We start from the raw sequence: 15,158 nt of genomic DNA, 5'->3' as shown, positions 1-15,158 counted from the left end.
CATCACCAAACACGTGCGGATGGCGGTAAACCAACTTATCGCAAAGGCCATTCATCACGTCGGCTATGGTAAACCGCTGCTCCTCGCTGGCAATTTTAGAGTAGAACACCACGTGCAGCAGCAGGTCGCCCAGCTCCTTTTTCATGTCGTTGTAGTCCTTGCTCAGTATGGCACCCGCCAACTCGTATGCCTCCTCCAGCGTGTTGGCCCGAAGGCTCTCAAAGGTTTGCTCTCGGTCCCACGGGCACTTCTCCCGCAGCTCATCCATTATGTTTAGCAGTCGCTCAAAGGCCTGCAACTTATCGTTCATAATCTAGTTTATTACGTTATTTAAAAATTTCACCCTTACCGCTGAACCTACATCCAAGCTTAGCAGCTCCGCAGCCTTGCCATTGTGGATGGCCACCTCCAGCAGCCCCACCGAGTTGAAAATTGCTAGCAGCTCGCCTGGAAGCGCATCGCTATAGGTGTTGCAAATGGTGGTAAGCTTGTTGTGGAAGCTCTGCACGTATATCTCAAATGCACGGTTTTGTCCAACTCGCTCAAAGAGGTCGTTGCTTATGTTGGTTATCACGTTGTTGAAGGAGTCAATGTAGATAATAGTTCCGTTGATAAGCGAATCCTCGAAGGCTGCCCGCAGCGGAATCATCTGCGCAATGCTAGTATAGGGTTTTCCCAACTCGTCGATAGCTCCACCATTGGCAAGATGGGCGGCTGCAGAACCAAAAACGTGTAGCGCACTAAAGCCCGAAATGGGCTCATAGCTGAGCTTTATCACCTTATCTGGGTTTGCTCTGATGGACAAGCTGAATACACCTGTATCGGCACCAAGAAAATATTGCCCATCGGCCTGCACCGCCACCAAAGGATTCTTTTCCGTTGGTTCGCTATTAACACCAATAATGTGAACCGTCCCCTTTGGAAAGTGTTGGTAGCTATTGCGCACCACAAAGGCTGCCTGCTGCACGTTAAAGGGGGGGATGTGGTGGCTTATATCCACAATGGTTGCATTGGGACAGCCGTTGAGCAACTCCCCCTTCAAGGCTCCCACATAGTAGTCCATTCGTCCCCAATCGGTTGTAAGGGTTATGATGGCCATTCCCGCGCAGTATAGATTAATACCTCAAATTTAGCAGCCTTTTTTTGATTTTCAGGAAGCATTGGCACAATTAAGCTTTTTGGTTCTATATATGTTTAAGCTAGGTAACACTTTTTACCTCAAGAAAGCCTACATTATGATTGATTTTCGATTGTTAAAGATGTTGAAGCTGTGCATAACAGGTTGATATGTAACCAAAAATTAACACATGCCAGTAACAAAAAAAGCTTAGTTTTGTATGTTTTCTTGCACTCCGAAATGTATTCTTGGCAATAGAATGAAACCGTAAACTAGGTTGTAAATCATAAGCTTTTCGGAAAGAAAACAATAAATACAAACAGGTTCTCCAATTAATGCCGATGTGCTTCCATTTACAAAATTTGGTGTATGCACAAGGCAAATAAACAATGGCAAAAGAAAGGCTAGCACAACCTGTCGTGAGGCAACTAATCTGGCAATACTTCTGCTTAACTGAATAAATTCTTAATGACAGAAAAGCTAATTCTGCTAGAGGGTATCGACCCAGTGGCCCTGTATGGGGTAAATAATACAAACTACAACCTGCTGGTTGCAGCATTTCCCAAGCTCAAGGTGGTGGCTCGGGGACAGGAACTAAGGGTATCGGGTGAACCCATCGAAATTGAACGCTTCGAGGATAAGCTCCTCATTCTTGTCGAGTTTTTTGGACGCTACAATCGACTTTCCGAAGATGACCTTAAGAGTCTACTTCAGGACGATGCCAAAGCCATGATGGATGCCGGCGAAGACATGGATGATGTGCTCGTTTGGGGCAACAACGGCAAGGCAATTCGTGCCCGCACCGTCAACCAGCGCGTAATGGTCGACCTCTACGACAAAAACGATCTGCTCTTTGCCCTCGGTCCTGCCGGTTCGGGCAAAACCTATACCGCCATAGCCCTTGCTGTTAGGGCATTGAAAAATAAGGAAGTTCGAAAAATCATTCTAACCCGTCCAGCCGTTGAGGCCGGTGAGCGCTTGGGCTTCCTTCCCGGCGACATGAAGGAGAAGTTGGACCCATACCTCCAACCGCTTTACGATGCCCTACACGACATGATTCCGGTGCGCAAGCTCGCCACCTTTATGGAGGATGGAACTGTCCAAATAGCCCCGCTGGCTTACATGCGTGGCCGCACGCTCGACAACGCATTTGTTATCCTCGATGAAGCTCAGAATACCACCGTTCCGCAAATCAAGATGTTTCTTACCCGAATGGGCAAGAATGCCAAGTTTATCGTCACCGGCGACATGACCCAGATTGACCTTCCCCGCCAGGTAGACTCCGGTTTGGTGAAGGCCATGCAGCTGCTGCGTAACGTGGATGGTATTGGGGTTATTGAGCTCGACTCGCGCGATATTATCCGTCACCGGTTGGTAAAGTATATTGTGCATGCCTTCGATAAAGATAAAGAATCGGCCGATGGCCATACTAACGTTTAAAACCTCACACAATGGAAAAAGCTCTTGTTAGCACCAGCTTTCACTTCCCCGGACAAACCGACATCTACATCGGAAAGGTAAGGGACGTATACACCATCCGCAACGACTACATGGTAATGGTAGTTACCGATCGTATTTCGGCGTTCGACGTTGTTCTACCCGAAGGTATTCCATACAAAGGGCAAGTGCTAAACCAGATTGCCTCCAAGTTTTTGGACGCTACCGCCGACATTGTCCCAAGCTGGAAGATTGCCTCTCCCGACCCAATGGTTACTGTAGGACTCCGGTGTGAACCATTTTCGGTTGAAATGATTGTTAGAGCCTACCTTTGTGGCAGCGCATGGCGAGCATACAAGAGTGGAGCAAGAGAAATTTGCGGTGTAAAGCTTCCTGAGGGAATGCGCGAGAATGAGAAGTTCTCTACTCCAATCATTACGCCTACAACCAAAGCCGAGCAGGGGCTCCACGATGAAGATATTTCCAAGGAGGAGATCATTTCAAGAGGTATGGTCTCAGCAGAGGATTACGCACTGCTGGAAAAGTATACGTTGGCCATTTTTCAAAAGGGAACAGAGATGGCTGCCGAGATGGGGCTTATCCTGGTGGATACCAAGTATGAGTTTGGTAAGCGTAACGGTAAGATTTACCTCATCGACGAGATTCACACCCCCGACTCCAGCCGCTACTTCTACGCCGATAGCTACAAGCACCTGTTCGACAAGAACGAACCGCAGCGTCAGCTATCCAAGGAGTTTGTACGCGAATGGCTCATGGAGAATGGATTTATGGGTAAGAGTGGACAAAACGTTCCTACCATGACTCCAGCCTTCGTGGAGAGCGTTTCGCAGCGTTACATTGAGCTATACGAGCACATTGTAGGTGAACCTTTCGAAAAAGCTCCAATCGAGAACATTCAGGAGCGAATTGAGAACAACGTGCTCAACCTGCTAGCAAGGTTGTAGAAAGGCGTTTACCTAATTAGGTATTAGTTGAAATAAAAGAAGAGACGCAAAATATTGCGTCTCTTCTTTTTAAAGGTTTTATCCTCAACTTCTTAAAAACTATTTCTTCAGCTTCGATACCATTTCAATTTGCTTGGCAACGGACTCCATCTGCTTTTTGGTTTCGTCGGCTGAATAGGTTAGTGCCTTACCATCCTTGCTCAACGCGCTGCTAGCCTTGGCCTTCTGCATCATGGAGCATGACTTTAGAGCATCGGTTGCAGGTTGCTGAAGCGCCTTTACCTTCTCCACATTTTCGCTTTGGGCTTTAATGCGAACCTGGAGCTCCTTTAGTTGAGCCAGAGCATCTGTAGCCGAAAGCGCCTCGCCCTTACCATTAGTCACCGAAACTGGTTTTCCATCGGCATCGGTCTTTACATCAATAAGCTTGATGGCATCCGAAATTTTTAGACTTTCATCGTAGGTATCGAAGCTCTTGGTGTTGAAATCGTCGATAGCTTGAACACCAACCTTAGCCGGGCGTTCCATCTTTTCCTGAGCAGTAGCCGCCTGCTGAGCCACAAATAGCATGACGGTAGCCATGGCAGTTCCAAGTAGTAGTTTTTTAATCATGGTGTAAAATTATTGCCCAACCCGGTCACATGGCTGGTGTTTTTGTTCAGGTTACTGGTGCTGACCTTTCACCAAACCCTATTTTATGGGCTTTCAACAAAACAACATTTGTGCTCCAGCCACTCGGGACGAAAGGTACGCCATATAGATAACAAGGTCAACAGAAATGGCATGATTGCTTAAATAATACTGTTAACCCTTAAGTACTAGCGATGTCATGGAGATGGAACTGAGGTCGAAGCCTTCATTAAAAAGCGATATCTCTTCATCCTTATACAGCGCAAGAGTGTACAATAGCGGAATGTAGTGTTCCGGTGTGGGCACCGCAAGCGAGGATCCTTCTATTCCATCCATTTCCAACAGTTCGGTAAACCGACGTTCCTCTATTCGCTGCCTTACAGTACCATCAAAGTCGCGGGCCCAGCCGTAAACCTGGTCGCTTCCCCACTGTGCCAATCTTAGGTTGTGCACAATGTTCCCGCTGCCAATTATCAGCACACCCTTTTCGCGCAATGCGGCAAGACTTCCTGCCAATTTAAAGTGTTCCTTCAGCGAGAGGTTGTAGTCGATGCTCAGCTGCACAACGGGAATCCCCGCCTCAGGGTACATCTTGCGCAGTACCGACCAGCACCCATGATCGAGGCCCCAGCAAAGGTCGGGCTGAACTACCTGATCTAGATATTGTGCAATCACCTTATCGGCCAAGGCAGGTGATCCAGGTGCAGGGTATTCCACTTCGAACAGCTCGCGGGGAAAGCCCCCAAAATCGTGAATAGTTCTTGGTGAAGCAGAGTAGGTAACCTTGGTTCCCTTAGTTTCCCAATGGGCAGAAATACACAGTATAAATCGTGGCTTTGGCAAGGTTGTTGCCAATGCCTCCCATCTACGGCTGAACGGTGTGTCCTGTATGGCATTCATCGGGTTTCCGTGGCCTATAAATATGGCCGGCATTCGGGTTATTGCCATCACTAAAAGTCTTTAGACTAAAGTAGCCAATCCTTTGCGGAATGGCTACCCGTATTACACATAAAAAGTGTGCTATCCAATATTATTTTTTCTTGTCCTTTGCCACCTCCACGTTAATGGTTATTGTTACATCTTGACCTACAACTGCTCCACCAGCTTCGGTAAGTGCATTCCACTTTAAGCCATAATCAAATCGGTTGATAACAGTTGTAGCTTTGAAGCCAGCCTTGGTGTTGCCGTATCCATCTTTTACCGTTCCACCGTAAGTTACATCGAACGTAACGCGTTTAGTGACATCCCTAATGGTAAGATCGCCGGTTAGCGCATACTTGTTTCCGCTGACCTTGGTGAAAGAGGTGCTCTTAAAGGTCATCTTCGGGAATTTGGCTGCATCAAAAAAAGCATCGCTCTTGAGGTGGTTGTCGCGCATTTCGTTATCGGTGCTAATGCTATTTACATCCACGGTAAATGAAATTTCTGCCCCAACAAAATCGGGAGACTTTGAAATCACCGTGCCTTCAAAGTTTTTGAATTGCCCATCAACCTCCGATATTAAAAGGTGGGTAACGCTAAAGTTTACGCTCGTGTGCGCTTTATCAACAGTCCATGTGTCCTGAGCCTTTGCTGAAAACACTGCCGCAACGGCAACAGCGACTAAAATCACTTTTTTCATAGTATTTGAATTTATTAATTGTTTTCAAAACCGAACTCAGCAGGCAGGGCATTTGAAAAAGACCTGCTAAAGTTTGACAATGCAAATATCGGGAGAAGAAGAGCAGATGGAAAGTGATTTTTTGGACTAACGATGGTTGATTTTGGACATGGTATCTCGAAATCCAGCCGGAGATATACCGTTGTGTCGCTTGAAGAACTTCACGAAGTTGGATGGATCGTCGAACCCGAGATGATAACCCACCTCTTTTGCCTGAATTTGGCCATTAAAGAGCAATCGCTTGGCTTCAAGACTTACACGCTCGTTAAGTAGCTGGTTGGCCGTTTTTCCGGTAATATCCAAACAGATGCGATTTAGCTGCCGTGGAGAGAGATGCACCTTGTCGGCATAAACTGTAATGCTCTTTACCTCTCGATGAAGCACCTCCACCCACTCCATAAAAGCAAGGAATCGTTCGTCGGGCTCCCTAAAGTGCTCCGTCTGCAGCTGCTGCTCCAAAAGTCGATAGAGCTCCACCATCACCAGCCGAAAGTAGCTCATAACTGCTTGTGCAGCCATCTTCCTATTGCTATCCTGCTCCTCCTTCATCTGGGCTAACAAATTGGAGAGTCTTGCAATTTCCTCCGTTGGAATTGTTAGCGCCATTTTACCCCTATTCTTGCAGAAAAGAACGTTTAGCGAACTATCAATTGCGTGCATGTAGTCTTTAGAAATTTCAACCAGCCACCCCTGCATGTTTACTTCCCGTAACGTGTCGAAGTGGTGAACGCTTTCCGGTGCAAGGAGGTAGCAAACGTTGTTGTGTATCTCCAACTGCTCAAAATCTACAATATGAACACCGCTTCCCTTCTCCAGAAAGATAATCTCGTAGTAGTCGTGCCGATGCGGTTCCGAACGGGTGTGCCGCTCTTTTCCCTTAGGGTTAAGCCTAACCACCCGAATACCAGTCTCCTGTGCAGCACTGTTCAAAGGATGGGATGCAATATTTTCTTGTGGAAGAAGCATATCAATTTCCAATCAACCAGAAATAAACAATGAAAATGTGGCAATGTTTTCAGTCTAGGTATATTTTGGACAGCCACATCGACATCAAATTACAAGGGGCAATGATAAAACAAATCTTTCAGACCCCATTGAAAGGCAAAGTTATACGGAAACTAAAGGGTAGGTAACTAGGAAATTAGAAACTAGAAACTAGAAATTAGAAATTAGAACTGAGCGAAGCTAGTCCAATAATGCCAAACAACTTAAAATATTTTCACCTAGCCCAACAGCGCGTCGAGCAGCTCACGATTTAGGTCCTTAAGTGGATTATTGGAGTTTATGAAAGTATCGGCCAGCTTGCTCTTGCGCTCCTGCAGCTCCATTATTTTCTCCTCAATAGATCCACTTGTAATAAAGCGGTAGGCAAAAACCTTTCTGTCCTGTCCGATGCGATGTGCACGATCGAGTGCCTGGTTCTCGCTAGCCGGATTCCACCATGGATCGAGAAGAAATACATAGTCGGCAGCGGTAAGGTTCAATCCAAAACCTCCTGCCTTGAGCGAAATGAGGAAAACCTTTATCTTATCGTTATGCTGAAAGTTCTTCACCAACTCCTCGCGGTTAAGGCTGCTACCGGTGAGCATAAGGTAAGGTATTTCATGTGCTTTAATCTCTTTCTCTACCAGTCTCAAATGCTTTACAAACGAGGAGAATACTAGTACCTTATGACCCTCCGACACCACGTTGTCGATCATGCGCACCACCTCTTCAAATTTGCCCGAGCGTCCAGTGAATCCATCATCGAATAGTGCAGGATGGCAGGCCGCCTGACGCAAGCGAATCAGCCCTTGAAATATCTTCATGCGGTTGCGCGAATACCCGTTGGGATCTAGGTTGGCAATAAGGTTTTGCTTAAACGCCTCCTTTTCGCCATTATAAATTTCTTGCTGCTCCTCGCTCATGTCGCAGTAAACAATATTCTCGAGTTTCTCGGGCAAATCCTTCGCCACCTCCTCCTTTGTTCTCCTTAGCAAAAATGGCGCAATTATTGACTTCAGCCGCTGCTCCTGAACAGCCGATACACCCTCGTTTAGGCTATTGGCAAATTGTTCCTCATAGAACTTTTGACTTCCAAGAATACCATGGTTAATAACGTTCATTTGGGACCAAAGATCGATGAGCGAATTTTCAATTGGCGTACCGGTAATTACAAGCTTATTTTCGGCATTTAGCTGCATGGCTGCCTTATACCCCTTGGAGTCAGGGTTTTTTATCATTTGGCTTTCGTCCATTATGGCGTAAAAAAAACGAAACCTACTAAGCATCTCCATGTCGTTGCGCAAAATTCCGTAGGTGGTAAGTACCAAATCGTACTTGCCCAGCTGGTTCACCTCCTTTGTTCGACCAAGACCCACATGTTCGTATACGGTGAGCTCTGGGGTAAATTTACGCACCTCGGCCTTCCATGAGTGTATGAGGGAGGTGGGCATTATTATAAGCGAAGTAGGTGTTTTTCCTGAAATAGTTCCTTGTTCGGTTGCGGATATAAAGAGGCTCTGCTGGGCTGGCTGGTCAGTTTTTGCCAACAAAGGTTGCCGAATATTTTGCTTACACCAAAGCAAAAAAGCCAAGGTTTGAAGGGTCTTTCCAAGCCCCATATCGTCGGCAAGGCAACCGCCAAAGCCATTCATTTGCAAATATTTCAGCCAAGCAAACCCTTCCATTTGGTATGAACGAAGCGTGGCATTCAACCCAACAGGAAGTGCCTTGCTGGCCATTTTTGGCAGCTGATCAAAGCTCTTGAGCTTGGCCAACTCCTCCTTACCAATTTCAAGGGAATCATCCACAAGCTGAAAGTGATGGCGACTAAGCTTTATTCCACCCTCTTTCTCATGTCCAAAGAAAAGGATTGGCCGTATCTTTTCCAGCACCTCATCGGCAAGGTAAACTACACTACCTTCGGGTGTGGTAATTTTATCGGCACCCTTGACCAACAGCTTTTTAAGAACCCCCAAGGAGAGCTGCTGATCATTCAGATGTAATCCACCCGTTGCCATAAATCCTTCAGCATGCGAGGCAAACCGCATTTCCAGCCTTGGCTTACCCATAAAAAATTGCCGAGGGCCACTCACCTTTTGGTCCACCGTAATGCCAAGGTCGGCCAGCTGGCTCCAATTTTTGTATATGGCCAGCATCAAATCACGTATCTCCGGCTTATTCCCCTTACCTGAAGGATGAAAGTAAGGTCCATCTACGTTAAATAACCCCAGATTTTCGAGGCTAGCAATTAGCTTCTGCTCCTCGGCATACCGACGTTCCTGTTTGTGAAAGGATGGAATATCATGCTTAAAAGTCAGCGTTACCTTAGGTTCAGTGATACTATTGGCAAAGTAACTGTTGCTTCCGTAGTGGAATTGAAGGCACCCCATTAGCTCGCCTGCCAGGTTCTCTTCAACGGTAAGGCGTGCGGAAAATAAACTATCGTCGTAACTAATGTCAAAACCAACAGCCTTCACCTGATATTTCTTTATTGTGTTTAGCACAAATGAGGAGTAGTACTGCTTCTCCGAAGATCGAGCGATGGTAATAAAGCCTTTGGAAAGGAATGGCTGCAGCTTTTTGCCATCGGTTTCCTCCACAAAGAGTATGCGCTTCCCTGTATTAATAAGGCAGGGAGAGTTGGTGATGATGGTGGTTAATTTCCCCAACTTTACCACTTCCTGCTTAAAGGTTATTGCCAAGGAATACCTTGTACCCTCCTCATTTCGTTCGAAGGTAAAAAGCGTTTGGGCCGGCTCCTGATCCACCTCAAGCCGCTCCTCCTCATAAAGATTGTTAAGCTTAAGCCGTTGTTGGTAAATTGGAATATCAGCTCCCTTAAGCAGGTTGAAGCACTTTAACATGCGCCGCTCAATGAAAGGTCTAATGTTGGTTGTATGCTGCTCAGCCGACAGCTGCGCAATAAACTCCGTTTGGGTTTTCTGCTTTGCAAAGAGCTTGAAAAGCGACTTCTCACTATACTCGTTCACCAACTTGAGCACCTGCTTTTCGGCAGCAGTGAGCTCTATGGTTTTGGTTTGCTCTTTCCCGTGAAGGTTCTCGGCAATTTTAAGTATAGGTGAATCGGCAATTCTTTCCAAAAGGTAAGGTAACAGAATTACCCCCCAGAAACGATGCTCTGTTAATCCTAGACTGAAGAAAATTTTAGATTGGCTCTGCATTATTTACGGCTGAGTTGCAAAAGTAGCCAATGAACACTCTTCCCCCAAACCTTTCATACTATTTTCGGTAATTAATGTGAATTGTTCACCCAATCAGCCTTTTATACCTAGCCATAAAACCAAAAAACTTAACAATTGGGGGCAACAAAGGTTCAGTAAACCCAAAGATTGGGATACTTTCGCATTATTTCACCCGTAATGCGACACAATTTTTAGCATGTAAGGTTAGTTTTTTACCTTTGCGAAGTAAGACTAAAAAGCAAAACAGCTATACAATGATAAAAAAGATTCTAGTGCTGCTGTTAATGATTGCCGCACTTCCCTCCTTTGGACAAGATCAGCCCACCACTCCTGTACAGATACAGAAATCGAATCAAAAGGTAAAAATTGGAGGAAAATTTTACTATGTTCATATTGTTCAGAAAGGCGAAACCTTATACTCCATAAGCAAAGCCTACGGAGTTAGCCAGGCCGACATTGCCGCAGAAAATCCCGATATATTTCAAGGGCTAAAGGTCGATCAGGCCCTAAAAATTCCAGCTGCTATTATCAGAGAATCAGATCTCAGAGGAGTAACTGAAGACAACGACTTCATATACCATATCGTTAAAAAGGGTGAAACGCTGTCGGCCATCTCGCGGCTTTACCAAGTTCCGGTAGAGGTGCTAATGAAAAATAATGCTGATGTTGAAAATGGCTTGGAAGAGAGCCAAGTGGTGGTAATTCCAAAAAGCGCTCTTCCAAAGGCAGAAAGAATGAAGGACTCGCTTAAGAAGGAGATAGGAACACTGCCTTCAGATACATCCGATATAGTTGCTGGCGCATATCTCTACCACAAGGTAAAGGCCAAGGAGACATTCTACTCCTTATCAAAACGATATACAATTCCACTCGATACCCTCATAGCCTTAAACCCTACTACCGACGGAGTACTCAAACTTGACTTTAGCCTAAGAGTTCCGCTGCGATTTGTTCATGAAGCAGTAACTTCAACGGACACCATTTTGAAAACGGTTACTAGCGAAGTGGTAGCTTCTCCGTGCAATTGCGAAATCGGTCCCAATGAGATGAAGAAGGATACCGTTCATCTAGCTTTGATTCTCCCCTTCAATGCAAATAAAGTTGACCTTATTGATAGCTTAAGCATCGGGAATCCCAATGTTAGCGCTGCAACAGAGCAGCAGAACTTTATGAACTTTTACCAAGGTGCACTGATGGCGCTTGAGGTACTTAAGGATACCGGATATAAGATGGATTTACAGGTGCTGGACAGCAAGCGTGATCCCTTGAGGGTAAGGGAACAAGTAAAGCGGTTGAGCCAATCCACCGAACTTATCATTGGCCCGGTTTACAGCAACGAAATTAAGCCAGTGGCTGAGTATGCTCAAAAAAGACAAATCTATATGGTTTCACCGCTTGCAGCGATACCAAACATGGTTGCCAAAAATCCATATCTCATTCAAATCCGACCCTCTTACTTAGATCAAGTGAATGCCCTTGCCGATTATGTTTCGAACCGCAAGGATTGCAACGTAGTTCTACTTTACGAGGCGGGGAAGGATTCCTCCGATATAGTAAAACTTCTTCGCGAGAAGTTATCGGCTAGGTTTACCGATAGGAATCTGGGCGATTCCATTATTAAAACATTTCATCAAATGGCCTACCATACTGGCCAGCCCTTTGAATCGGTAGTCGATAAATTTTCTAAGATGTTCTCTATATCAATGATTAACCTCGTGGTGGTACCTTCCGATAACGAAGCATTTGTGTCGGATCTGCTGAGCAAACTTAACAACATGAAGGTGGTTTACAACACTCCCATTGAACTTTACGGAATGCCATCGTGGCAAAGGTTTGAAAGTGTGGATATCAACAGCTACTATACGTTGGGGTTGCGCTATATCTCCCCATACTTTGTAGATTACTCATCGCCATTAGTCAAGAAGTTTGTTAAACTCTACCGTAACCAATTCGATGCTGAACCTAACCAATTTGCCTTCCAAGGTTTTGACGTGATCTACTACTTCGTGCCCACTCTTTCCAAGTATGGCAAATCGATTGAGCAATGTATTCCCTGCGACCACGAGATGCTCATACAGAGCGCCTACCAGTTTAAAAGGGTATCCCCAGAGGGTGGATTTGAAAATTGCGGTGTATTTAAGGTGCGATACACACCAGAATATGAGATTATTACCGAATAATTCTTAACTAATAAGGATAAACATTAAAGCTGGGAAATTCCCAGCTTTTTTTATTCCCAGAGTGAGATCAGCTGCTCTTCTAAAAAGTTGGACAGTAGACTAACTCTCTGTTCCGAGAGAGAGAAGCTGAGGCCAGCCCTTGCGTAAAGATCTTCCATTGGTATGGAACCTCCCAGCTCTAGAGCCAATGTAAAGCGTTGTAAAGTTTCTTCCGACGATTGAGTAAATTGCTGATATAGCTCAAGTGCACCCAACTGAGCAATGGCATATTCAATGTAGTAGAACGGATCCTCAAATATATGTAGCTGACGCTGCCAAGCAAACACAAATCCCTCCTCTGCACCAAGCCAGCTTATCTCATGGCTAACGTATTTTCGATATACTTTTGTCCAAGCGCCATCGCGCTCAGCATGGCTATGTTCTGGGTGTGTGTAAAGCCAGTGCTGAAATTCATCAATCGCCACAATCCAAGGTAAGGCAAGGGCAACCTCCTCAAGCAGTCGCAATTTTGCCCTTTTCAGCTCGGCTTCGCCATAAAAAGAGTCCCACTTTGAGGATGACATCAGCTCCATCGACATGGAGGCTAACTCTGCAACCTCTATGGGTAAATCTTTCTGAAACGAGTATGGTAAGCTGCTGCCAAGTTGCTCGTGAAAGGCATGCCCCATTTCGTGCATAAAGGTTACCACATCGTCGTAAACACCAGCAGCATTCATGAAGAGAAAAGAACTTTTGCTGAGTGGCAGTGGATAGCTGAAAGCTCCCGGCATCTTGCCATGTCGACTTTCGAGGTCCATGTGCCCCGAAGTAGCCATGCGGTCAACCAATGAGCCCATACGTGCATCGATAAACGCGAGAACAGAGCGTCCCTTTTCTACCAGCTGCTCAACCCTTTCAAACGGCATAAGCGGCACTACACCGAAAGGATCAACCTCTAGGTCCCACGGCTTTAACTCATCCACTCCAAGCAATCGTTTTCTTCGCACCAGAACCTTATCGGCAAGGGGAACAAAATACTTTACAACTAGCTGGTGTAACGCTTGTACTTCAGCCACGCTGTAGCTAAACCGCTCGAGCTCTAAGTGCCTATAGTCGCGGTAATTCTTAAACCCAGCATTCACTGCTATCCGGTAACGAAGCTTTAGCAACTCGTCCATGAGGTAATGAAGGTTAATGGTTACGCCTAGCCGCTGTTGAAGCATCAGCAAATAAACCTCATGCCTTATTCGGCGGTCTGAGAGCTCCATCATCGATGAGGCCTCCTGCATGGTAAGGCTTTTACCGTTGTATTCAATAGCCAACGTAGATACGGTTTCGGCATATTCATGGCTTAGAACCTCCTCCTCCGCCATTATGGCTACATTAGCAGTGCGAAAGAGTTCCACTCTTCGCTGCAGCTGTTTCAGATAGAGAGGTGCGCTAGAGCGAAGGTAATCGTTTGCATATTTACTCTTTATAAGCATGGCATCGAGCGCATTGTCGTTCTCCTGCGCAATGGGATCTATCTCCTCCACAAAAAAATTGAGCTGCTCCCTTGCCTGAGTTTCGGTGGTGTTTTTTGCAAACGCAATGTATCGATTGGCCATCTCCTGGCTCAAGCGTTCATCGATTATGGTTCGAAGCCGCAAAAACGCCTCCACCTCATCGAAACTAGCGAGGGATTGATTCTGGAGCAAGCGAAAAATTTCTCTTACCTTTTCAGGAGTAAGTTTAAGGTGCACTATTTTCTGTTGGAGAGATTTTTTCATCGGGAAATCTTCAATGGTAATTACCGTAAAGACAACAAAAAAGAAGCGCTACTTCACAAAAAAGTAGCGCTCCACAAAATATTTTCAGCAATTGCTCTCGAAAAAAAGCTACTCAGTCTTTTCCTCTGCGGCAGCCTCAGTATCTGCTTCCTTCTCTGGCTCTTTCTCGTCCTCAATGTCGATAAGATGAAGCATGTCGTGCGCATTCAATAGGTTGAACCAGGTAATCATCTTCTTAATATCGGAAGCGTAAACCCGTTCGCGATCGAACTCCGGGAGCACCTCTCCTAAGAACGCCTTCAGCGCATCGTTGGAAGACTTTGGCTCGATAATGGTTTGGCCAGCATTAGTCTTCTCGCGGATAGTTTTAAAAACCTCCTTTAAAGCCACCTCGCCAGTGGTCGTATAAATTGCAATATCACCAAGGGAAGAGACCTTAGCGCTGGCAGAAGCATTCATGCGTTTTTGGTCAGCCAACGATTCCACGATAATGCCATTACGACTCTGCGAAACGTACTTAAAAAGCCCCGGTTGACCCGAAATAGCCATAATCTTCTTTAATGTCAGTTCGTCTGTGCTCATTGTTTTCAACTTATGTTTTTCGGTGGAAGGCAAAGTTAAATAAAAAATTTACGAAAATAAGCTACTTCAGCATAATAACCTTGAAAAGGAAACAATTGCTATGACATTCCCCGCTCCTTTTTGATGAGATTGTAGGCCTCGTTAACCTTCTGTATCTTTTCATTAGCAGCACGTTGCACATCTTCACCCAACTGGCTTACCTTATCGGGATGGTACTTAAGCGCCATGTGGCGATAGGCCTTCTTAACCTCATCGTTGGTAGCACTTCTACTTATTTCCAAAACTTGATAGGCCCATTCGGTATTGTCCACAAACATGGCCTTGATAGAGGTGTATTCAGATGGAGAAATGCCTAGGTAACCTGCAATATCCTCCACAAGCTTTAACTCTTCTGGGCTAACAACACCATCGGCCTTGGCAATTCCAAAAAGAAAGTGAACGAGCTGTAGCCGAGCAGAATAGTCAAGATTATCACGAATTTGGAAGCAAACATCCTTCACCGGCACCTCTTTTTTAAGCATGTCGCGAAGCAGAATCATTGCCTCCTGAGCCATATCGACGCCAAAGCTACGAACGAGAAAATCCTTAACAAAGTCAAGCTCCGACTTCAACACCTTGCCATCGGCCTTCATCATGGCCGAAACCAACACCA

At 45.6% G+C, this 15,158-nt stretch carries 13 protein-coding genes; 3 read left to right on the top strand and 10 right to left on the bottom strand.

Features of this window, described 5'->3' with window-relative positions; all coding sequences use genetic code 11:
• Both VMW01_09440 and VMW01_09435 read right to left on the bottom strand, forming a co-directional pair.
• Positions 1-310: MazG nucleotide pyrophosphohydrolase domain-containing protein (locus tag VMW01_09440; GenBank protein ID HUW06474.1), on the bottom strand; the 310-nt coding region annotated here is incomplete at its 3' end.
• A 3-nt stretch (positions 311-313) separates the two neighbouring features.
• Positions 314-1,099 (bottom strand): SAM-dependent chlorinase/fluorinase, encoded by a 786-nt coding sequence (locus VMW01_09435; GenBank protein ID HUW06473.1) that lies wholly within the window; start codon positions 1,097-1,099, stop codon positions 314-316.
• A gap of 486 nt (positions 1,100-1,585) precedes the next feature.
• Between VMW01_09435 and VMW01_09430 the strand changes: the two genes are divergently transcribed.
• Positions 1,586-2,557: a PhoH family protein gene (locus VMW01_09430; protein HUW06472.1), complete on the top strand. Its 972-nt coding sequence runs from the start codon at positions 1,586-1,588 to the stop codon at positions 2,555-2,557.
• An 11-nt stretch (positions 2,558-2,568) separates the two neighbouring features.
• Positions 2,569-3,519, top strand: a complete 951-nt coding sequence (locus VMW01_09425; protein ID HUW06471.1) for a phosphoribosylaminoimidazolesuccinocarboxamide synthase — start codon at positions 2,569-2,571, stop codon at positions 3,517-3,519.
• Between the two features lie 99 nt (positions 3,520-3,618).
• Here VMW01_09425 and VMW01_09420 read toward each other — a convergent pair whose 3' ends face one another.
• The 5 genes from VMW01_09420 to VMW01_09400 form a co-directional block, all read right to left on the bottom strand.
• Positions 3,619-4,131, bottom strand: coding sequence for a hypothetical protein (locus VMW01_09420; protein HUW06470.1), 513 nt, complete (start codon positions 4,129-4,131; stop codon positions 3,619-3,621).
• A 192-nt stretch (positions 4,132-4,323) separates the two neighbouring features.
• A complete protein-coding gene (ygiD, locus tag VMW01_09415) occupies positions 4,324-5,097 on the bottom strand; it encodes a 4,5-DOPA dioxygenase extradiol (GenBank protein HUW06469.1) in 774 nt (257 codons plus the stop codon).
• Between the two features lie 82 nt (positions 5,098-5,179).
• Positions 5,180-5,770, bottom strand: coding sequence for a YceI family protein (locus VMW01_09410; GenBank protein HUW06468.1), 591 nt, complete (start codon positions 5,768-5,770; stop codon positions 5,180-5,182).
• A 126-nt stretch (positions 5,771-5,896) separates the two neighbouring features.
• Entirely contained in the window at positions 5,897-6,775 is an 879-nt protein-coding gene (locus VMW01_09405) for an AraC family transcriptional regulator (protein ID HUW06467.1), read from the bottom strand.
• A 257-nt stretch (positions 6,776-7,032) separates the two neighbouring features.
• Complete coding sequence (locus tag VMW01_09400; protein HUW06466.1) at positions 7,033-9,975, bottom strand: DEAD/DEAH box helicase; 2,943 nt, start codon at positions 9,973-9,975, stop codon at positions 7,033-7,035.
• Between the two features lie 275 nt (positions 9,976-10,250).
• Between VMW01_09400 and VMW01_09395 the strand changes: the two genes are divergently transcribed.
• Positions 10,251-12,176 (top strand): LysM peptidoglycan-binding domain-containing protein, encoded by a 1,926-nt coding sequence (locus tag VMW01_09395; GenBank protein HUW06465.1) that lies wholly within the window; start codon positions 10,251-10,253, stop codon positions 12,174-12,176.
• 50 nt (positions 12,177-12,226) lie between these two features.
• On the opposite strand, the gene VMW01_09390 is transcribed toward VMW01_09395, so the two are convergent.
• The 3 genes from VMW01_09390 to VMW01_09380 form a co-directional block, all read right to left on the bottom strand.
• Positions 12,227-13,924 (bottom strand): M3 family oligoendopeptidase, encoded by a 1,698-nt coding sequence (locus tag VMW01_09390; protein HUW06464.1) that lies wholly within the window; start codon positions 13,922-13,924, stop codon positions 12,227-12,229.
• 108 nt (positions 13,925-14,032) lie between these two features.
• Complete coding sequence (locus VMW01_09385) at positions 14,033-14,506, bottom strand: DUF5606 domain-containing protein (protein ID HUW06463.1); 474 nt, start codon at positions 14,504-14,506, stop codon at positions 14,033-14,035.
• 98 nt (positions 14,507-14,604) lie between these two features.
• On the bottom strand, positions 14,605-15,158 hold a 554-nt coding region (locus tag VMW01_09380), incomplete at its 5' end, for a TerB family tellurite resistance protein (protein ID HUW06462.1).

This window comes from Williamwhitmania sp. (genome assembly GCA_035529935.1).
Taxonomy (GTDB): Bacteria; Bacteroidota; Bacteroidia; order Bacteroidales; family Williamwhitmaniaceae; genus Williamwhitmania.
Note: the sequence above shows the minus strand (reverse complement) of the source record. Positions and strands in the feature narration are given on the sequence as shown.

Excerpts from the sequence above, each read along its gene's own strand:
- VMW01_09425 (HUW06471.1), top strand. The coding sequence starts at position 2,569 with ATGGAAAAAGCTCTTGTTAGCACCAGCTTTCACTTCCCCGGACAAACC.
- VMW01_09400 (HUW06466.1), bottom strand. The coding sequence starts at position 9,975 with ATGCAGAGCCAATCTAAAATTTTCTTCAGTCTAGGATTAACAGAGCAT.
- VMW01_09410 (HUW06468.1), bottom strand. The coding sequence starts at position 5,770 with ATGAAAAAAGTGATTTTAGTCGCTGTTGCCGTTGCGGCAGTGTTTTCA.
- VMW01_09395 (HUW06465.1), top strand. The coding sequence starts at position 10,251 with ATGATAAAAAAGATTCTAGTGCTGCTGTTAATGATTGCCGCACTTCCC.
- ygiD (HUW06469.1), bottom strand. The coding sequence starts at position 5,097 with ATGGCAATAACCCGAATGCCGGCCATATTTATAGGCCACGGAAACCCG.
- VMW01_09435 (HUW06473.1), bottom strand. The coding sequence starts at position 1,099 with ATGGCCATCATAACCCTTACAACCGATTGGGGACGAATGGACTACTAT.
- VMW01_09405 (HUW06467.1), bottom strand. The coding sequence starts at position 6,775 with ATGCTTCTTCCACAAGAAAATATTGCATCCCATCCTTTGAACAGTGCT.
- VMW01_09420 (HUW06470.1), bottom strand. The coding sequence starts at position 4,131 with ATGATTAAAAAACTACTACTTGGAACTGCCATGGCTACCGTCATGCTA.
- VMW01_09430 (HUW06472.1), top strand. The coding sequence starts at position 1,586 with ATGACAGAAAAGCTAATTCTGCTAGAGGGTATCGACCCAGTGGCCCTG.
- VMW01_09390 (HUW06464.1), bottom strand. The coding sequence starts at position 13,924 with ATGAAAAAATCTCTCCAACAGAAAATAGTGCACCTTAAACTTACTCCT.
- VMW01_09385 (HUW06463.1), bottom strand. The coding sequence starts at position 14,506 with ATGAGCACAGACGAACTGACATTAAAGAAGATTATGGCTATTTCGGGT.